At 59.0% G+C, this 17,687-nt stretch carries 20 protein-coding genes; 8 read left to right on the top strand and 12 right to left on the bottom strand.

The features are described 5' to 3' along the window. Positions 1 to 33: 33 nt before the first annotated feature. Positions 34 to 381 (bottom strand): hypothetical protein, encoded by a 348-nt coding sequence (locus ACJ5NV_RS15695; protein WP_411645205.1) that lies wholly within the window; start codon positions 379 to 381, stop codon positions 34 to 36. A 167-nt stretch (positions 382 to 548) separates the two neighbouring features. On the opposite strand from ACJ5NV_RS15695, the gene ACJ5NV_RS15690 reads away from it, so the two are divergent. The 3 genes from ACJ5NV_RS15690 to ACJ5NV_RS15680 all read left to right on the top strand — a co-directional run bounded on the left by ACJ5NV_RS15690 (position 549) and on the right by ACJ5NV_RS15680 (position 3,076). Continuing rightward, positions 549 to 1,184, top strand: a complete 636-nt coding sequence (locus ACJ5NV_RS15690) for a ZinT family metal-binding protein (RefSeq protein WP_411645203.1) — start codon at positions 549 to 551, stop codon at positions 1,182 to 1,184. 70 nt (positions 1,185 to 1,254) lie between these two features. After that, entirely contained in the window at positions 1,255 to 2,472 is a 1,218-nt protein-coding gene (locus tag ACJ5NV_RS15685; protein WP_411645202.1) for a GTP-binding protein, read from the top strand. A gap of 163 nt (positions 2,473 to 2,635) precedes the next feature. Further along, a complete protein-coding gene (locus tag ACJ5NV_RS15680; RefSeq protein WP_411645200.1) occupies positions 2,636 to 3,076 on the top strand; it encodes a GNAT family N-acetyltransferase in 441 nt (146 codons plus the stop codon). Positions 3,077 to 3,222: 146 nt separating this feature from the next. Here ACJ5NV_RS15680 and ACJ5NV_RS15675 read toward each other — a convergent pair whose 3' ends face one another. The 3 genes from ACJ5NV_RS15675 to ACJ5NV_RS15665 all read right to left on the bottom strand — a co-directional run bounded on the left by ACJ5NV_RS15675 (position 3,223) and on the right by ACJ5NV_RS15665 (position 5,718). Continuing rightward, entirely contained in the window at positions 3,223 to 4,332 is a 1,110-nt protein-coding gene (locus ACJ5NV_RS15675) for a site-specific DNA-methyltransferase (RefSeq protein ID WP_411645199.1), read from the bottom strand. Between the two features lie 104 nt (positions 4,333 to 4,436). Further along, the gene (locus tag ACJ5NV_RS15670; protein ID WP_411645197.1) at positions 4,437 to 5,054 is read right to left on the bottom strand and encodes a ribonuclease HII; all 618 of its coding nucleotides are present in this window, start codon (positions 5,052 to 5,054) and stop codon (positions 4,437 to 4,439) included. 181 nt (positions 5,055 to 5,235) lie between these two features. Continuing rightward, entirely contained in the window at positions 5,236 to 5,718 is a 483-nt protein-coding gene (locus ACJ5NV_RS15665) for a hypothetical protein (protein WP_411645195.1), read from the bottom strand. A 171-nt stretch (positions 5,719 to 5,889) separates the two neighbouring features. Between ACJ5NV_RS15665 and ACJ5NV_RS15660 the strand changes: the two genes are divergently transcribed. Both ACJ5NV_RS15660 and ACJ5NV_RS15655 read left to right on the top strand, forming a co-directional pair. Further along, positions 5,890 to 6,171 (top strand): hypothetical protein, encoded by a 282-nt coding sequence (locus ACJ5NV_RS15660; RefSeq protein WP_411645193.1) that lies wholly within the window; start codon positions 5,890 to 5,892, stop codon positions 6,169 to 6,171. Between the two features lie 25 nt (positions 6,172 to 6,196). After that, entirely contained in the window at positions 6,197 to 6,847 is a 651-nt protein-coding gene (locus tag ACJ5NV_RS15655; protein ID WP_411645215.1) for a winged helix-turn-helix domain-containing protein, read from the top strand. 9 nt (positions 6,848 to 6,856) lie between these two features. Here ACJ5NV_RS15655 and ACJ5NV_RS15650 read toward each other — a convergent pair whose 3' ends face one another. From ACJ5NV_RS15650 to ACJ5NV_RS15620, 7 genes are all read right to left on the bottom strand, one after another. Then, on the bottom strand, positions 6,857 to 7,759 hold the full coding sequence (locus tag ACJ5NV_RS15650) for a DMT family transporter (RefSeq protein ID WP_411645192.1): 903 nt from the start codon (positions 7,757 to 7,759) through the stop codon (positions 6,857 to 6,859). Next, the gene (locus tag ACJ5NV_RS15645) at positions 7,756 to 8,559 is read right to left on the bottom strand and encodes an ABC transporter permease (RefSeq protein WP_411645190.1); all 804 of its coding nucleotides are present in this window, start codon (positions 8,557 to 8,559) and stop codon (positions 7,756 to 7,758) included. The genes ACJ5NV_RS15650 and ACJ5NV_RS15645 overlap by 4 nt, the downstream gene beginning before the upstream one ends. Then, positions 8,552 to 9,487, bottom strand: coding sequence for an ABC transporter permease (locus ACJ5NV_RS15640; RefSeq protein WP_411645189.1), 936 nt, complete (start codon positions 9,485 to 9,487; stop codon positions 8,552 to 8,554). Before ACJ5NV_RS15640 ends, ACJ5NV_RS15645 begins: the two co-directional genes overlap by 8 nt. Then, a complete protein-coding gene (locus ACJ5NV_RS15635; protein ID WP_411645187.1) occupies positions 9,484 to 10,212 on the bottom strand; it encodes an ABC transporter ATP-binding protein in 729 nt (242 codons plus the stop codon). Before ACJ5NV_RS15635 ends, ACJ5NV_RS15640 begins: the two co-directional genes overlap by 4 nt. Beyond that, complete coding sequence (locus tag ACJ5NV_RS15630; protein ID WP_411645186.1) at positions 10,206 to 10,889, bottom strand: ATP-binding cassette domain-containing protein; 684 nt, start codon at positions 10,887 to 10,889, stop codon at positions 10,206 to 10,208. Before ACJ5NV_RS15630 ends, ACJ5NV_RS15635 begins: the two co-directional genes overlap by 7 nt. Position 10,890: 1 nt before the next feature. Beyond that, positions 10,891 to 12,417, bottom strand: a complete 1,527-nt coding sequence (locus ACJ5NV_RS15625; RefSeq protein ID WP_411645184.1) for an ABC transporter substrate-binding protein — start codon at positions 12,415 to 12,417, stop codon at positions 10,891 to 10,893. A gap of 388 nt (positions 12,418 to 12,805) precedes the next feature. Further along, entirely contained in the window at positions 12,806 to 14,326 is a 1,521-nt protein-coding gene (locus ACJ5NV_RS15620) for a DUF2125 domain-containing protein (protein ID WP_411645182.1), read from the bottom strand. 130 nt (positions 14,327 to 14,456) lie between these two features. Here ACJ5NV_RS15620 and ACJ5NV_RS15615 point away from each other — a divergent pair, with 130 nt between their 5' ends. Genes ACJ5NV_RS15615 through ACJ5NV_RS15605 form a run of 3 tightly spaced genes read left to right on the top strand, consistent with a single transcriptional unit; the run spans position 14,457 to position 16,977 of the window. Then, positions 14,457 to 15,206: an SDR family oxidoreductase gene (locus tag ACJ5NV_RS15615; protein ID WP_411645213.1), complete on the top strand. Its 750-nt coding sequence runs from the start codon at positions 14,457 to 14,459 to the stop codon at positions 15,204 to 15,206. Then, positions 15,203 to 15,817: an enoyl-CoA hydratase/isomerase family protein gene (locus ACJ5NV_RS15610; protein WP_411645181.1), complete on the top strand. Its 615-nt coding sequence runs from the start codon at positions 15,203 to 15,205 to the stop codon at positions 15,815 to 15,817. The genes ACJ5NV_RS15615 and ACJ5NV_RS15610 overlap by 4 nt, the downstream gene beginning before the upstream one ends. Beyond that, on the top strand, positions 15,814 to 16,977 hold the full coding sequence (locus ACJ5NV_RS15605) for a TIGR03862 family flavoprotein (protein WP_411645179.1): 1,164 nt from the start codon (positions 15,814 to 15,816) through the stop codon (positions 16,975 to 16,977). Before ACJ5NV_RS15610 ends, ACJ5NV_RS15605 begins: the two co-directional genes overlap by 4 nt. Here ACJ5NV_RS15605 and ACJ5NV_RS15600 read toward each other — a convergent pair whose 3' ends face one another. Next, positions 16,978 to 17,604: a hypothetical protein gene (locus tag ACJ5NV_RS15600; protein ID WP_411645177.1), complete on the bottom strand. Its 627-nt coding sequence runs from the start codon at positions 17,602 to 17,604 to the stop codon at positions 16,978 to 16,980. Positions 17,605 to 17,687: the final 83 nt, after the last annotated feature.

Here is a 17,687-nt window from a genome sequence, read left to right as displayed (position 1 = left end):
ACCTTTTCTCAGACGAAGAGTGCTACAACTACTTCAAGGCCGCAGGATATGAGGGCCATTGAGTGCAACATGCTCTAAGTCGCGATCAATTGAAATTTTAAGCTCGACCATTGGATAGGTTTCGGTGCTGCCAGCGGTAAACCCGTCCACATGAGTGGTTGTGGTCGATCCCAGCTCTGGCTGAGCGGTTTCCTTGCCGATGGCGGATATGCTTGCGTTGCGCTGATAGCGGCCAAAGCCCAGCGGATGGACCTGCATAACAGCATCAAGGAGACGGTCGGTATTATTGGGCAGTGTCTGCACTTCAATTGTCCAGACCGGCTGCAATCTTCCCGTACGGGACGTGTATTGCGCGAGACTATCCATTGGCGTCGGCCTCATGTGTTCACCTAACGTTCTATCGACGCATGTGCGCGAAATCAACGTGCAAGCCGTCCATACGCGTCCGCAATACGTAAACGCTCTTGTCAAAGCAGGCGTTGGGCGATAATTCTATTATCCGATATGTTATAACATAACATTTAGATAAATCAGGAAGGACAGCATGCATGAAACAGGCATTCACAAAAATCTCGGCAGCATGCGCAACGGGCGCGCTTATTGCGATGGCACTGCCTGCCATTGCCCAGACGCATGATCACGGAGCAGATGATATCTACAAGGGCTATTTCGATGATAACCAAATCGCGGACCGCGCCCTGTCCGATTGGGCGGGCGACTGGCAATCGGTCTATCCGCTATTGCTAGACGGCACCCTTGATCCGGTGATGGCGGATAAGGCTGCGCATGGTGATAAGACCGCGGCAGAGTATACCGCATACTATGAAATCGGTTATGCGACCGATGTAGACCGGATCACGATCGCTGCCGATGGGCAGGTTGCATTTTATGGCGAGAATGCAGTCACCGAAGCGACATATGCCGACGACGGGTATGAGGTGCTGACCTATTCAAAAGGCAATCGCGGCGTGCGCTTTGTTTTCGCCAAGACGAGCGGCGACGCGGCGGCCCCCGCCTATATCCAGTTTAGCGACCACCGGATCGCCCCTGCATCGTCAGATCATTATCATCTTTATTGGGGCGATGATCGCGCGGGGTTGCTGGAAGAACTCACAAACTGGCCGACCTATTTCCCCAGCGAAATGAGCGGCGCCCAGATCGTTGATGCGATGATCGCGCATTGATCTTTGCACCGGTCGCATCGGATGCGCCCGGACATTTCCATAACTCTTATCAAAACAAGGTTCAGACTCCATGGCCCAGACCGATACCCGTCTTCCCGTGACCGTGCTTTCCGGCTTTCTTGGTGCTGGCAAAACCACATTGCTCAACGCCGTTCTGAATAATCGTGACGGGCTACGCGTCGCGGTCATCATCAACGACATGTCCGAAGTGAATATTGACGCCGACCTTGTTCGCGCAGGTGGATCAGAGCTGAGCCAGACCGAAGAAACCCTGGTTGAAATGACCAATGGCTGCATCTGCTGCACCCTGCGGGATGATCTGCTGGTGGAGGTCCGGCGCTTGGCCGAAACGGGGCGGTACGACTACCTGATGATCGAATCCACCGGCGTGTCAGAACCCCTGCCCGTGGCCGCGACCTTTGAGTTTCGCGATGAAGACCGGCAAAGCCTGTCTGACGTAGCGAGGCTCGACACGATGGTGACTGTTGTCGATGCGGTGAATCTGCTGGCCGACTACGCAAGCCACGACCTGCTAGCCGATCGGGGCGAAAGCCTGGGCGAGGGCGATGAACGCACATTGGTGGATTTGCTGGTTGAACAGATCGAATTTGCCGATGTGGTTGTGCTGAATAAGGTCAGCGATGCTGGGGTTGATGCGGCGCAGGCGGCGCGATTGGTGATCGCCGCCTTGAACCCGGATGCGCGTATCGTGATGGCGGATTTTTGCGCTGTCCCCGCAATGGAAATTCTGGGCACCGGGCGGTTCAATTTTGACACCGCACATGAACATCCGCTTTGGGCGAAAGAGCTTTATGGCTTTGCCGATCACGTGCCCGAGACAGAAGAATACGGGATTTCATCCTTTGTATATCGCGCGCGGCGCCCTTTCGTGCCAGAGAAGATCCAAGCAGTGCTCAACGGGCGGCTTCCGGGCGTGATCCGGGCCAAGGGGCATTTTTGGATCGCGACACGGCCCGACTGGCTGATTGAGTTTTCAATGGCCGGTGCGATCAGCCGCATTGCGCCGCTGGGCCGCTGGTGGGCCAGCTTGCCTGCGGATCGGCACCCAACCCATCCTGAAGGGCGCGCCTACCTGGCACAGCACTGGCAAGTTACATGGGGCGACCGGCGGCAGGAACTGGTGTTTATCGGCGCCGGGCTGGACCAAGCAGTGATCACCACGGCGCTGGACGGGGCCTTGGTCGCTGAGGATGATTTTGTGCCTGCGCAATGGGAAAACCTGCCCGATGCATTTTCGCAATGGCACCGGGTGCCAGAAGACGCATAGCGGTCGGGACAATCCTGTCGTTCAAAAAGGCTGAAACCACGTTAGGTTTACCCCATAGTAGTAGCGACGGGGGCTAGCCATGCCGATTCCGGGATTTTCCACCGACCGACATGCGGTGTAAGACTGGCGGCAGCTTCTTTGCGATGCGGCCGCGCGGCATGCATTGGAACAGGCGCTGGCAGAAATTCTGACGCCGCCAGTGCTGAGACACCTGCCACCCAGTCTTGCGCTTAAGGGCGAAGAGGGCGCGGTTACGTCATGGATCGACGCACGCACGGCAGATAGCAGCGTGCTGATCGTCCAGCCAAAGGATAACAATCGAATAGTTGGTTTGATCATACTCGCGGGAGATAGTGGCCCTGAAAAGGTGACCATCCTTCACATCGGTTATCTGCTAGAAGAGCGTATCTGGGGTCACGGCGTCGCGTCAGAGCTTTTGCAGGGGCTTGTCTCAGCCGCGCAGAGCCTCGCGCCAATTACGCTACTTGCGGAGGTCGACAAGGACAATGCGGCATCGGCGCGGGTCCTTCAGAAGGCAGGTTTCGTCAAAAACATGGCGCTGACGACGCCACAAGGGGGCGTCTACAAATATCAAATCAGGTGACCGCTACAACGCGCTACAAAAGAAAAAACCCCGCCGTACAAAGACGGCGGGGGAAAGTCGTGCTTGCGGACCCGTCCACCATGGATGGGTTTGCCGCAGGCACCGGCGGTATCAACGTTGGGAATGCGTTTTGACTCTTATGAGGGTCAGTGCTTCGCCATCTCTGCGCGGATCTGCTGACGCAGCAGATCAATGGGCACCTTTTGCCCGTCGCGTCTAAATTGCCAATAGGTCCAGCCGTTACAGCTTGGCGCACCTTCCAGATGCGCCCCAACCTGATGGATGGATCCTTTGATATCGTCTCCGATCAACGTGCCATCAGCACGGACCTTGGCTTTGTGACGACCGTTCATCGACCACAGCTCTTCGCCGGGACGCAGCATGCCGCGTTCGACCAGAACACCAAAGGCAACCCGTGGTTCGGCGCGTTTAGAGGTGGATACCTCCAGCGCTTCGTTGTCGAATTTACGGGTATTTGCGATGCGTTTCGTGGCCACCTTGCGATAGGCTTCTTCGCGTTCGATGCCAATGAAATCGCGGCCCAGCATCTTGGCCACAGCACCTGTTGTGCCAGTGCCGAAGAACGGATCAAGCACCACGTCGCCGGGGTTGGTGGTTGAGACCAGCACACGATGCAGCAGCGATTGCGGTTTCTGGGTCGGATGGGCCTTTTCGCCCGCGTCATTCTTGAGCCGCTCATGGCCTGTGCAGATCGGCAGCACCCAGTCGGAGCGCATCTGCACGCCTTCGTTCAGCGCTTTCAGCGCCTCGTAGTTGAAGGTGTATTTGCTGGCCTCTTCCTTGGACGCCCAGATCATCGTCTCATGGGCATTGGTCAGGCGCTTGCCCCGGAAATTCGGCATCGGGTTGGATTTCCGCCAGACGACGTCATTCAGGATCCAGAAGCCCTGATTCTGCAGCTCGGCCCCCATGCGGAAAATGTTGTGATAGCTGCCGATCACCCAGATCGCGCCATTGGTTTTCAGCAGGCGGCGGGCGGCCTTCAGCCAGTCACGGGTGAACCGGTCATAGGCCTTGAAGCTGTCGAACTGGTCCCAAGCGTCATCCACAGCATCAACCTTAGAGTTATCCGGCCGATGCAATTCACCTTTCAATTGAAGGTTGTAGGGGGGATCTGCAAAGATCAGGTCTACAGAGCCTGCGGGCAGGCTGTTCATGACCGCGATACAGTCACCATCAATAATCGTATTCAGAGGAAGCGTTTGCGCCCCCTTCGCTTTGGTCTTCGTTGTCATGTCTGCCTCTAGCCCCGGCGAATTATTCCGCTCATTTGCTTGGCTCTAATGTGAGTCAGAGACGATTCGCTGTCAAAAGCTTTATTGAATCAATCACTTACGTTTTAGTCTTGATACAAGATATTGTGTATCGGCTTAAAGGAACGCCTATGGTGCGGCGTCACGCCGTGCGACTTAAGTCCTTGTAAATGTTGTGCAGTCCCATAGCCTGCATTGCGCTCCCAGCCATAGTGGGGGAACTGTTGCGCCAAATCCACCATGTGGCGGTCTCGCCACAGTTTAGCCACGATGGACGCTGCGGCAATCGACTGGCTGCGGCCATCACCTTTGACAATTGTTTCGTGTGACAGGGCTAGACTACGGGGCACCATGTTCCCGTCGATCAGCACATGGTCAGGGGTGCGGGTCAGACCCTCGACTGCGCGGACCATAGCGATATGCGATGCACGCAGGATATTGTGATGGTCGATCTCTTCCACGGTCGCCTCAGCGATGCTGACAGTGGCGTGCTGCATGATCAGCGCGAACAGCGCCTCGCGGCGCTTGGCCGTCAGTTTCTTGCTGTCATTCAGCCCGTCTGGAATATTTTCAGGGTCAAGGATCACGGCGGCAGCAACAACCGGCCCGGCCAGCGGGCCACGGCCCACCTCATCCACACCGGCGATAGCGGAAAAACCGCGATCAAACGCGGCCTGTTCGAAACTGAAATCGGGTTGAGTCATAAAGCCAGTGACCAGATCAGGTGACAGGCTGCAAGAAAAAAGGGGCAGAGCACCATGTCCAATGGCTCTGCCCCAAGGTGGCGCGGTAACCGGGGCGTTGCACCGCGCGACACTGCTGACGCTTATCGCGTTTCTACTCTTATCCAGAAAACGGTTGCTGGTCGGGGATGATCGGGATGCCCTAGCGGCGGCCACCGATGCGGTAGCCTTCTTGGCGCAGGCAGAACGGGTCAAAGCCACGACGCGGGCCGTTGCTGGCATAGACGCGCACCGCACAGCGGCCGGGCAGGTTATTCACATGGGCATAGTTACGCTCCATGCAGCGTTGGACGAACATGCGCTGGGCGCCGAAGCGGGTCTCGACCGCGCGCAGACAGTTAGCGGGCAGCACCCGGCGGTCACGCCCGCCAAGGCGGGACCAGTCATTAGCAGGGGCGTTGCGACCATTGCCGCGATGCGCACGATCGCGGACCGGGGTACTACTGGTGGCACCACTGTCGCGGTCAGCGTTATTCTTGATGACAGCCCCCACGACGGCCACAGCCGCAAGGCCAAGCAAAAGCCTGCTGGTATTTTCGCGGCTGGTCAGCTCTGCATGGGCAGGCAGCGCGGTCGCAATGGTCATGGACAGGGCAGTCACACCTGCAATCAATGGCTTCATCATGGGCTTTTCCTTTTATGTCCTGCGCTCTGGCTTTCGAACAAGGGCGCTGATGCACCGACCTTGGGGCGGGATCGGGCCGCCAGACAATAACGGGGGTTGGCTATGCGATGGCGGTCGCGATAACATCAGGCGTTATTGAATATCAGCGCAATGTCAGGTCAGGTGGTCGCCATGAAACAGCTTTCTTTCCAGGTTCTCATCCTTGTTCTGGCGGCGGGCGCGGCGCAGGCGGATTGTTATGCCGATTACAAGGCAAAGCAGGATAACCCTTTGCGTCTACACTACGGTGTGGCAGAGATACGCGGCAACTGTAATATCGGCACGGCAGAAGATCAGCTGCGCCCTGCGCTGCAGCGCGACGGGTGGCAATTGCTGACTGTGCTTGGTGTATTTGACGAGGGCGGGCTGGATGAAAGAAGGAACAGCGCGGGTGACTACTTCCTCCGCTACTGAGGCACGTGAAATCGGCAGCAGGACCATCATCGCGGGCATCGCGGCGATTGTGCTGATCCTGGCGATTGCAGCGGTGTTGTTGTTCATCAACCTGCCTGACGCAAACGCGTTCAATGCGCGGGTTGAACAGCTCTTTATCGCAAATGACGATCTAACCGGCATGGCCGAGATCAAGCTGCTGGAAATCCTCGCTCAGTCGGGCACGGCGTTTTCTGACACGCTTGCCTCTTACCGGTTCGTGATCTTCGTCTTACTGGTTTTTGCAACGGCGCTGCTTGTCGCAGCGGTTGCCTTTCTGGTGATGCTGATCGCCCTGAACCGGCGCATGGGCCGGATCGAACGTCAGGGGATAGAGGTAAACTCCCTTCTGATCAGCCGCGATGAAAAGGCGGTCTATCTGAACGATTTCGCCTTCAAACTGACGGATGCGGCAATCGAGACATTGTCGGTCCTCGCCGAGGCACGCATGGATGATGAGGTCCTATCCGGGGCCGAAATCGAAGGCATGATCTCTGGCCGAGATTCTGCCGATTGCGACGAAGCTGCCGGTGCCACCCGGATCAAACGACTACGTGATACGCTGGGCAATCAACTGGTCAGTGAATTGCTGGTCAAGAACATCGCACGCAAAGGTTACATGCTGGCCATCGACAAAGACGTGATCCGGATGGTGTGAAGGGTCCGATCATGCAAGCGCCGGTTTCTTCGGTACCCTTTCCATCGCTGCCAATGCGGCCCCGCCCAGCAAGAGCGGCAGCGCAACCAAGAAGGCAGAGGCAAGCGGCAGTCCAAAGATCACCAGATCGGCGAGCATGGCCCAGATCAGCGCGACATATTCAAAAGGTGCTAACCGCGATGCCTCGGCATAGCGAAAGGCCAGCGTCATGGCGATATGTGCGAAACCTCCAAACAGCCCCGCCAGCATCAGCAACGCCAAGGTCTGTGCCGACGGCATCACCCAGCCACCCGGCAGTGTAAGCAACCCTGCCAGTGCAGCGCAAAGGGCAAAGTAGAATGCGATGGCACCGGGACTTTCGCCGGTGCGCGCAAGTGACCGGGTCATGGCCAGCGCCAAAGAGGTCAGCACAGCCGTAACAACGCCAAACCCCAGCCCCGCAAGATGGCGGGCGTCAAACGTACCTCCGCCCAGTTGCGGACCAAAAAGCGCCGCCACCCCCGCAAGGCCAAGTGCGATACCCCCGACACGGTAGATCGTTGCGCGCTCTCCCAGCAGCAGCACACCGGCAATGGCGGTCAGCACGGGCGACAGGTAGCCGATCAGCGTTGCCTCGGCCACAGGCAGCCGTGCGATCGCAGCGAAGGACGTGAACATCGCCAACGCGCCAAAGCCTGAACGCAGCATATGACCCCAAGGCCGCTGTGTGCGCAGACCGGCTGGAAATTCATCACGCAAACGCAAAAAGATCACCAGCGGGATCAGTGCAAAGGCCGACCGGAAAAAGACGATCTCGCCCAATGGCACGCTTTCGCTAAGCATTTTCACCGCGATCACCATCACCGCGAACAGCAATCCAGACAGGAGCCGCAGTGCGATGCCACGTCCGGCGTGGAGTTCCGGGGATGTCATGACTGCGAGTCCTCTTTGGTCAGGGCGTCGCGCAGCACGTCCCCGGCGATATTGATGGTCAGAACTGTCAGCACAACAGCAAGGCCGGGCCAGATCATCTGCAACGGGATAGAGCGGATATGCACCCGTGCGTCCAGCAGCATCGTGCCCCATTCCGGCGTTGGTGGCTGCACACCAAACCCAAGAAAGCCCAGCGCCGAAATGCCAAGGATCGCCCGCCCCAGCATCCCCGTCCACACAACAGTGAGCGAGGGCACCAACGCCGGCAAATAGTGCCAGCGCGCGACTGCCGCACCCGACATGCCAGCAAGCTGTGCCTGCATGACATGGCCACGTGTGGCCAGACCCAGCCCGACGCCCCGCGCGACCCGCGCATAGCGCATCCAGCCTGTGATCGTCAGCGCAAAGATCAGGCTGCCGGTGCTGGCCCCCAGAACCCCGGCGATGACCACAGCGGCAATAAGGTCAGGAAAGGCCAGAAAGATATCGGTCACACGCATCACCGCCCAATCCACCGCCTTGCCACCCATCGCAGCGACAAGGCCCAATATGCTGCCCGCCACCAGCCCGATGGTCGAGACAAGGAATGCCAGCCCCAGCGACCAGCGCGCACCATAAAGCAGTCGCGACAGGATACAGCGCCCCATGACGTCAGTGCCCAGTGGATATTGCCAGACCGGCGGTGAAAGGCGGTTGGGGATGTCGATGCCCACCGGGTTATTTGGCGCGATGAAAGGCCCAAAGATGGCCAGCAACGCCAGCAGACCCACGACGATCAGCACGGGACGTAAATCATGCATCGCGGGCTCCTAGTCTGGGATCGGCCAGTCGGTAAATCAGATCGGTCAGAAGGTTCACGGTGACGAACAACAGCGCGGTCAGCAGCACCACCGCTTGTACCTTTGGAAAATCGCGCGCCTGAATGGCGTGGATCAGAAAGCTGCCAAGGCCGGGGCGGGCAAAGATCACCTCGACCATCACCGCGCCTTCCAGCAGGAAAGCCAGCTCTAGCCCGACAATGGTGATGACCGGGATTGCCGCGTGAGGGGCGACATGCCGCAGGGTCCGTTCGCGCGCACCGACCCCACGCCGCGACAGTGCTGGCAGAAAGGGCGCGCCTTTGGCTTCCAAAAGCGAAGAGCGCAGGATACGCGTCAGCGAGGCAGCAACGCCCAGACCCAAGGTCAGACTGGGCAGCACGATGTGCCGCAACGTCCCAGTTCCCGTGGCTGGCAGCCACAAAAGTTTGACCGCAAAAGCAAGGATCAGCAACAACGCCAGCCAATAAGCGGGCATCGCTGCGCCAAGCGAGGCTATCGCAACCGCACCCCGGTCCACCCAGCCGCCGGGATGGCGCACAGCAATCACCGCCAGCGGCACGGAAATACTCATGCCAATCGCCAGCCCAAGCATGGCCAGTGGCAAAGTATATAAAATCGCGTCACGCAGGTCCGGCCAGACGGGCCGACCAGAAACTGAAGAATTGCCCATATCGCCTTGCAGCAATGGGCCGACCCAGTTCCAAAAGGCTTGCCAAAACCCGGCATCCAGCCCCGCCTCGGCGCGGATTTGTTCAACCACTTCGGGCGGAACAATTGCGTCAAAGCGCGCCACGGCTATGGTCAACGCCGGATCGCCGGGCGCCTGCCAAAGCAGGGCAAAGGTCAGCAGCGCGGTGCCCGAAAGCACCACAAGGGTGCGGGCAATTAGTTCTAAAATGCTTTTCATGCGGCGCGACGCTCCAATGCACCAAGCGATATTGCTGCGCTGACAAGGCTTTGGCCGTAAGTGCTTTGCGGGGTGGTAAAGAATTGCGCCGCCGGTGCAGCTTCTTCGATCTGCCCGGCGCGCAGCACGGCCACGCTATCGGCATGTGCGGCCGCATAACCCAAATCATGGGTCACGGTCAGCGCGGCAAAGCCTTCTTCCCTTTGCAGGGTCGCGATCAGCCGGGCCGTGTGCTTTTGTGTCATCGCATCCAGCGCGGAAAGGGGTTCGTCAAAGATAACGAGCGGCGGGGCCGCGATCAGGGCGCGTAGCACCCCGGCACGCTGCGCCTCCCCGATAGAAATCTGCCAAGGCCGCCAGTCAAGCAGCGCCTCATCCAGTTCCAATCCTTTGCAAAGCCGGGTTAGCCGCGCGGGATCGTCAGGCAGACCTTTCGCGCGCAAAGGCTCGCAGATCGAACGGCGCAGGGACAGGCGGGGATTGAAGGCGGCGCGCGGTTCTTGCATGACCAGCGCCGCACCACCCCGTGCAAGCGGTGCTGCGTCCCAGCTAACACGCCCCGCGCAAAGCGGCAACAGACCCAGCACCGCGCCCACCAACGTACTTTTGCCCGCACCGCTTTCGCCCAAAACTATCAGCGTCTTGCCCGCAGGCAGCGCCAGGGACACGTCGCGCAGCACGACACGACCACCGCGACGGGCGGTGATCTTATCGACGCTCAACATGGCAGCGCTGCCCAATTTCGGTGCGACACCAGCGCCCGCGCAGCAACACTTTTCGGGCGCGCCAACAGCTCTGGCGTGGCGGCATCTTCAACAATGCGGCCGGCGTCCAGCACCAGCAGCCAGTCGGCGCGGGCGGCGGCAAGGCCCAGATCATGGGTGACAACAAGAATCGTGATGCCGGTCTGAACCGCGTGGCCTTCAACCAGTTCCAGCGTCGCCGCCGCGATCACCGGATCAAGCGCCGAGGTCGGCTCATCCAGGATCAGCAATGCGGGCCGGGAAAGCAGCGCAAGCGCGATGACAAACCGTTGCTGCATGCCCCGGCTCCAACTGCCGGGGCGCACGTTCAGCGGCCGTGCTTCTAACCCCAGCGCCTTCATCAGCATGTTCTGCCGTATGGGATCTGGCGCAAGCCCCAGTGCCCGTTCAGCTTGTCGCCAATGAAAATCAAGGCGGCGCAGCGGGTCCAATGCCTCTTCCGGGCTTTGCGGCACATGCGACACAGGCGTGCCTTCGGCTTGCAAACGGTCGATCAGCGCGTGGCAAAGCGTCGACTTGCCAGCCCCACTTGGCCCGACAAGCCCGACCCGGCCACCTTTCGGCAAGCTCAGATCGGTTGGATGTAGAATGGTGCGGCCCGCCCGCGCAGCGGACAGGCCTGTAATATGTAGCGTCACGTCAGTCCGCCCAACGAATATCGGCAGAAGGCCCCATCCAATAAGTGATCGCCGGGTGCGGCACATAGCCTTCAAGCCCGGGTTTCATCACGCTGACCTGCGCAGCGTGGAACACGGGGATCAGCGGTGCATCCTCTGAGATAATCGACTGCACCTGATCATAGATCGCCTTGCGGGTATCCTCATCAAAAGTCTGCTTACCTTCCACAAGCAATGCATCAAGTTCCGGGTTGGAATAACCACCGATATTGCTGCCCGCATCTGTGGCCAGCACCACATCCGGAAAGTAGGCTGGATCACCAGAAGGTGCGACACCCCATGCTTGCAGGTGCATGTCTGCTTCGCCCGCAGCGATGGCATCGCTATTGGCACCCCATTCACCAATGGACACACGCGCATCAATGCCGATGGCCATCAGATAGGCTTGGATCAGTTCCGCGCTTGGCGGCAAAGCTGCACGTGAAGAATAGGTAACGATATCAAGGCGTAGCGGCGCACCGTCCAACATCCAACGACCGCCTTGCTTGACCGCACCAGCTTCGGCCAGCAGCGCCTCTGCCGCCGCCGGATCATAGGTTGGCGCGATATCAGCGGCCCAAGGCATCAACTGCGGATAGATTGAGCCTGCTGGAACGCCGCCCACCCCAGACAGCGCCGCGTCAACGATGCCCTGCCGGTCAATCGCCAGCGAAACCGCGCGACGGATCAGCGGATCAGCAAGGGGGCCATTGGTCGCGTCAATATCTAACCAATAAAGCTGCACATTCGGGGCAGTGACCCCTTTCGCGCCTGCCGCGGTGATACGCGCGTAATCCGTTTCAGGGTAGTTGATTACAAGGTCAACATCCCCCGCCTCAAACGCAAGCGCAGCGGCTGCCGGATCGGTCACGGCCTTAATCGTCAGCTCTGCCAGACCAGGTGTGCCGCCCCAATAATTTGGGTTGGCCACGGCCCGGTAAGACTGATCCGGGACTGCCTCCTTGAAGATGAAGGGGCCGGTTGCGTTGATCGGAAAATCGTCGGACGGCGCGCCCAAAACCACTACACCCGGCTCGGTCAATATCCAAGGGAAGGCAGCGTTTGGTTCGTTTGTTGTGAAGATCACATCCCGGTCGCCTTCTGCCAGCATATCAGCGATACTTAGAAGGTTCGCATTGCGTGGGTTGTTCACCGCAGATTCCGTATCAAGGATCGGTGCGATACTATCAACCACATGCTGCGCCGTGACAGGCGTGCCGTCATGAAATATCAGCCCCTCGCGCAGCGTGATGCGCCAAGTAAGATCAGCTATTTGTGTCAGGCTCTCGGCCAAACGCGGAAACAGCTCCATATCTGGTGTCAGCCCCATCAAAGTTTCGGTCACCCCCGCCTGATTTGAGGTCCAGCCGTTGAAGCGGATGCGCGGATCAGGGACCTCAGCAGTCGGACCGCTGAGGTAGGCGATGGTCAGGCTACCCTCTTGCGCGGCGGCGGGCTGCGCCAAAGGAGAAATAAGGGCCGCAAAAGCGGCAATGACGAGGCTGCGCATATGTGAACTCCATGATGTTATAACATAACCAATCGGGTTGCTAAGGATTGTCAGTAGATCTGTCAAGCTATCCGAGTGTTTTAATCAAACATTCTGTGGCAGGGGCAAAAACGCTGCCTGTAAATCGCCATACATAAGGCGACCCGCATCCGAAGGCTGACAAGCATCAGAATTCCTGTGGTTAAATTGCTCACTTTCGCGAGAGAACTACGCAACGCCCTGCCGGGCAAGGCATAATGATTTCTTCTGAACTTGAGAAAGGTCGGTTGATCAAACCGTGGGATCAGCGCACCGCATAGGGTTACGTATCACGCTAGATGCGTAAAAAGATCGTTCGTATCAAATCTAAAACGGCGCGGTGATTTCTCACCGCGCCGTTTGAATGTGTTTAGCGGACCCGCTGGCCGTTGACGAGGACGTGGCCCTCGCCATTGATCTCTACCGCGGTTTCCAGCTGATCATCACCGGTGGTGCGGGCAAACATCCCCAGCATCATGCGGCCGCCCATGATCTGATCCTCGGGGACCAGACCCATGGCCACCAAATTGTCCATCAGCGCGTTCAGCCCCGACATTTCGACGGTGGCGCTACCTTCAGGGCGCGGCATCGGCGCGAAGGTCTCGGTATCGGTGTTGTCGAAAGTAAAGTCACCCTCGCCGGTCACCAGTGCCCCGGCCAAGGCGATACGCAGGTTTTCAAGCGACAGTGCCTCCAGTTCGAACGGCATATCAGCGTTGTCGATTGCCTTTTCCTGCGCCGGGTCAAGCAGGTCGAACAGCGGCTTTGCCGTGCCCGCGATGGCCAGCTGGATTGTGGCCGGATCACGTGGCAGCACCTTGCCCGCATCGAAGATGTCCCAAAGCATATCGTTCAGGGTCAAGTCCACGAAATCAAAGCTCAGGCGGAAATCCTCGGCTTCATCGGACTGACCAACAGGCATTTCAATACCCACACCATATTCGCCAAGGCTGACCTCAATCGGGAAAGGGAACTGGCTTGGCGGCAGATTCAGCGCGACATTCAGGTCGGTGACCTGCGCGTCATAGCGCAGAACATCACTGTTGATTTCACCATCCAAGGTTGCCGCACCACCGCTCCCCTGACCCACGACTTGATCGCCCTCTACATTCGCGTCAATGGCAAATTCCATACCGGCGATTTCATAGCCGCCGGCGATGGCGAAACCCTTGGTGAAAATGTCATCGGACTCGGCCAGATCGATGTTTTCCGGCAATGACATATCGGCTTGAAAGCTCAGTCCGGTATAGGTGGCGTTCGCACGGATATATTCGCCAGCGGCACCGTTTCTTGCGGGTGGCTCCACATCAATGACCAGATCGACAGAGGCGATTTCGCCACTATAGTCCAGCTGACGCAGTTCACCTTCCAGGCTGGTGACATAGGTTCCGGTCATGTCCCTCGCTGTCAGGCTGGCGTCACCAGTAAAGGTGATATCGCCATCCACCACGTCCCGCAGTGCGATACCGTAAGCATCAGCAGAGACAGTATAAGTCATCTCGTCTTCGTCGCCGCTGACCAGCATTTCCATGCCCGACTGGGTCACGTCGAGCGTCACGACCGCACCGTCTTCGGTGGTCACAACGATGGGATAGCTGTCCGCCACAGTTATGCTAACGCTGCCATCGCCCTGCTCGGTCAGTGTGATGTCACCCATCTCGGCGGTGGTGCTGACCAGATCATCGCTGAAGCTGAATGTCACGTCACGGACAACCAGCGTGTCGCCGTTGGCTTCTTCGGCACCGACGCTCAGCGTGTCTTCGCCATAGACGTTCATCTGGGATTTCCAGTCTTCCCAAACCTGCGCCGCCGTCACATCAGCTTGCGCGGCGCCACCAGCAACCAGAGCAGAAAAACAAACTGCGCTACGCAATCCTGTTGAGTGGGTCATGGCTATACCTTTCATTATGTATCTTTCGGACCGACCCAAGCGTTCTTACTATAATATCGCGAGGGGCGCGAATTGTGATTCATTAACTATCCATCCCCAAGCCAGATCGAAAGGGATAAGCGTGAAAAAGATTAACATGGTCGGGAAAACCGTACTTATAACCGGGGCCAGCCGTGGCATTGGGGCCGCTGCTGCGCGGAACTTTGCCGATGCTGGCGCGAATGTGGCGCTTGTCGCACGCAGCACAGACGAGATATCGGAAATTGCTGGCGAAATCGGAGAAAAGGCGCTGGCGATCCCATGTGACGTATCCCGCTACGGCGAGGTAGAGGCCGCCATTGCCGCCACCGCCCGCAGCTTTGGCGGGCTTGATGTGCTGATCAACAACGCAGGCGTGGTTGACCCGATTAGCCATCTGGCCGAAAGCGATCCGGATGCGTGGTCGCGCGCGATTGATATCAACCTCAAAGGCGTGATGCACGGAATGCGCGCGGCGCTGCCCGGTATGATCGCCCAAGGCCACGGCACTATTATCAACGTCTCATCTGGGGCGGCGCATGGCCCCGTCGAAGGCTGGTCAGCTTACTGTAGCGCCAAGGCCGGTGCCTATATGCTGACCCGTGTGGCCGATAACGAAGCCCGCGATCATGGTGTACGTGTGCTTGGCCTGTCCCCCGGCACAGTCGCCACCGATATGCAGCGCAACATCAAAGCATCGGGCATCAACCCGGTCAGCCAGCTTGACTGGTCAGTGCATATCCCACCCGAATGGCCCGCACAGGCCCTGCTTTGGATGTGTACGCCAGAGGCCGACGCCCATCTTGGTCAGGATGTTAGCCTGCGCGAGGAGAACATCCGCCAACAGATCGGGCTTGTATGATCCGCAGTGATCAAAACGGCGATCTGCTGACCATCACCATCGACAGGCCGGAAAAGGCAGGGGCGCTGACCGCTGCCATGTTGACCGAACTGGCGGATATCGTCGGATCTGCACGCACGGCCAAAGCGTTGATCCTGACTGGAACGGGCCGTGTTTTCAGCGCAGGCGCTGATCTTGATGCGGCCCGCGCCGGGTTGGCAACTGATCCGGTCTGGGAACGGCTGTCTGGGGCCATTGCGAATTTTCCGGGGCTCAGCATTGCTGCGTTGAATGGCACTGTGGCGGGTGGGGCCATGGGGATGGTGCTGTCCTGCGATCTGCGGATCGCGGTGCCGGACGCCCGGTTCTTTTATCCGGTGATGAAGCTGGGCTTTCTGCCGCAACCTTCTGATCCCATGCGGATGACGGCGCTGATCGGTCCCGCTCGGGCAAAGATGATCCTGATGGCAGGTCAAAAAATTGGCGCGGAAGAGGCTTTGCAATGGGGGCTGATCGACAGGGTTGTGCTGGACGAGGCGCTGCTCACATCCGCCCGCGCCCTCTGTGCTGATCTGATGCAAGCCGCCCCGGATCATATCGCCGCGATCAAAAACATGGTGCCGCCTTTATGACAGCGCTCGTAATCGGCGCGGGGCCCGCAGGGCTGATGGCGGCAGAGGTCATGGCGCAGGCAGGTCTGTCCGTGACGGTCGCGGATACAATGCCGTCGGTCGGGCGCAAATTTCTGATGGCGGGAAAATCAGGGCTGAACCTGACCAAGACAGAGCCTGCCGCCGATTTTATAGCAGCCTATGGTAATATGCCCGATCCGCTGCGCCAAGCGGTGCAGGATTTGGGCCCCGACGCTGTCTGCAACTGGGCAGAGGGGCTAGGTCAGCCGCTGTTCACAGGATCGACCGGGCGGGTGTTTCCGAAAGTGATGAAAGCATCACCGCTGCTGCGCGCTTGGCTGGGGCGGCTGGACGGGCTGGAGGTGACGCTGCGCACCCGCTGGCGCTGGCAAGGCTGGGAAAACGGGCAAAGCGTTTTTGACACACCCGAAGGCCGCGTCACGCTTACCCCCACTGTCACAGTGCTTGCGCTTGGCGGGGCAAGCTGGGCGCGGCTAGGGTCTGACGGGGCGTGGTCGCGCCATCTATCTGATCATCTGGCCCCCTTTGCCCCGGCCAATATGGGATTCATCGTTCATTGGTCCGATCACATGACCCGCCATCTGGGCGCGCCAGTGAAATCGGTTGCACTGCATGCGGGCGATCTGACCAGCCGGGGCGAATGGGTGATTTCGCAACGCGGAATTGAAGGCGGCGGCGTTTATGCGGTCTCACGCGCCATGCGCGAAGGCCAACCGCTGCTTATCGACCTGATGCCTGACTGGCCCGCCGACCGCATTCGGACCGCGTTGGCGCGATCGCGCGGCAAGACAAGCCTGTCCAACCACCTGCGCAAGGCGCTGCGGCTTGATCCCGTGCGGCTCGCGCTTTTGTCGGAATTCGGGCGACCGTTTCCGGATGATCTGGCAGTGCTGATCAAGCGCTTGCCAGTGGCCCACAACGGTCCGCGCCCTATGGACGAGGCGATCTCGACCGCCGGAGGCGTGCGCTTCAACGCCTTGGATGACGGCCTCATGCTGCGCGACAGGCCGGGCGTCTTTTGTGCAGGCGAAATGCTGGATTGGGTAGCACCCACCGGGGGCTACCTGATCACCGGCTGTTTGGCCACGGGACGCCTGGCAGGCAACGCCGCAGCACGCTATGCGCAGGGTCAGCAATAGTCAGGCCGCAAGAGCTGAACGTCTTTGCGCAGGCGGGTAGTGCCGCAAATCCCAATGATAGCGCGCCCCGATCAGCGCCTTGACCTGCGGGACCCCGCGATAGCGGGCTGGACGCAGAATGCAATTAATGTCCCCTGGTATGGCCGGTTTGACACCCAAAGGGCCAAGAACGCTAAGAAGATCCTGTGCCGCGCTTTCGGCCCGGATCACATGGCTGATCCGACCATCGCACCATGCCCGCACCGTCCACGCGCCGAACCGGCGCCAACGGGGGCTGGCACTATTCCCAGCACCGTTCCGACAAGGGCGCGTGCGGCGCAGCCAGCGGACATAATCAGGCGCGCCCATCCCGATCCGGCCCCGCATCTGCCAAAGCCGATCCGTATCCGCGATGCGGTTATAAAGGTCTTCCATCTTTGCAAATGGGTCGCGCACAATCGCGATGCGCCTATAGCTGCGAAAGGGCAGCCCCATGATATCAAAAGCAAGCTCTGCCTCTGTCGGGGACATATCTTTGAAGAAATATGTATGTCGGGCGGTCGCGATATTATCGGCGACAGGCTGGTCGACCCAAGGGGAAAGAACATCTTCGATCCAAGGACAGGCCCCCAACGGATCATTGAACAATATAAAACGTTTACTATGACAAACCAACATCCCGGCAGATTGCATGTGCTTGGTTAAAGAATGGTAAAGACACGACAGCCGGG

Origin of the sequence: Loktanella agnita, from assembly GCF_046640325.1 — a bacterium.
Taxonomy (GTDB): domain Bacteria; phylum Pseudomonadota; class Alphaproteobacteria; order Rhodobacterales; family Rhodobacteraceae; genus Yoonia; species Yoonia agnita.
Note: the sequence above shows the minus strand (reverse complement) of the source record. Positions and strands in the feature narration are given on the sequence as shown.

What these genes read in the sequence shown, in the direction of transcription:
- ACJ5NV_RS15695 (WP_411645205.1), bottom strand. Translation starts at nt 381, where the DNA reads ATGAGGCCGACGCCAATGGATAGTCTCGCGCAATACACGTCCCGTACG.
- ACJ5NV_RS15690 (WP_411645203.1), top strand. Translation starts at nt 549, where the DNA reads ATGAAACAGGCATTCACAAAAATCTCGGCAGCATGCGCAACGGGCGCG.
- ACJ5NV_RS15685 (WP_411645202.1), top strand. Translation starts at nt 1,255, where the DNA reads ATGGCCCAGACCGATACCCGTCTTCCCGTGACCGTGCTTTCCGGCTTT.
- ACJ5NV_RS15675 (WP_411645199.1), bottom strand. Translation starts at nt 4,332, where the DNA reads ATGACAACGAAGACCAAAGCGAAGGGGGCGCAAACGCTTCCTCTGAAT.
- ACJ5NV_RS15670 (WP_411645197.1), bottom strand. Translation starts at nt 5,054, where the DNA reads ATGACTCAACCCGATTTCAGTTTCGAACAGGCCGCGTTTGATCGCGGT.
- ACJ5NV_RS15665 (WP_411645195.1), bottom strand. Translation starts at nt 5,718, where the DNA reads ATGATGAAGCCATTGATTGCAGGTGTGACTGCCCTGTCCATGACCATT.
- ACJ5NV_RS15660 (WP_411645193.1), top strand. Translation starts at nt 5,890, where the DNA reads ATGAAACAGCTTTCTTTCCAGGTTCTCATCCTTGTTCTGGCGGCGGGC.
- ACJ5NV_RS15650 (WP_411645192.1), bottom strand. Translation starts at nt 7,759, where the DNA reads ATGACATCCCCGGAACTCCACGCCGGACGTGGCATCGCACTGCGGCTC.
- ACJ5NV_RS15645 (WP_411645190.1), bottom strand. Translation starts at nt 8,559, where the DNA reads ATGCATGATTTACGTCCCGTGCTGATCGTCGTGGGTCTGCTGGCGTTG.
- ACJ5NV_RS15640 (WP_411645189.1), bottom strand. Translation starts at nt 9,487, where the DNA reads ATGAAAAGCATTTTAGAACTAATTGCCCGCACCCTTGTGGTGCTTTCG.
- ACJ5NV_RS15635 (WP_411645187.1), bottom strand. Translation starts at nt 10,212, where the DNA reads ATGTTGAGCGTCGATAAGATCACCGCCCGTCGCGGTGGTCGTGTCGTG.
- ACJ5NV_RS15625 (WP_411645184.1), bottom strand. Translation starts at nt 12,417, where the DNA reads ATGCGCAGCCTCGTCATTGCCGCTTTTGCGGCCCTTATTTCTCCTTTG.
- ACJ5NV_RS15620 (WP_411645182.1), bottom strand. Translation starts at nt 14,326, where the DNA reads ATGACCCACTCAACAGGATTGCGTAGCGCAGTTTGTTTTTCTGCTCTG.
- ACJ5NV_RS15610 (WP_411645181.1), top strand. Translation starts at nt 15,203, where the DNA reads ATGATCCGCAGTGATCAAAACGGCGATCTGCTGACCATCACCATCGAC.
- ACJ5NV_RS15605 (WP_411645179.1), top strand. Translation starts at nt 15,814, where the DNA reads ATGACAGCGCTCGTAATCGGCGCGGGGCCCGCAGGGCTGATGGCGGCA.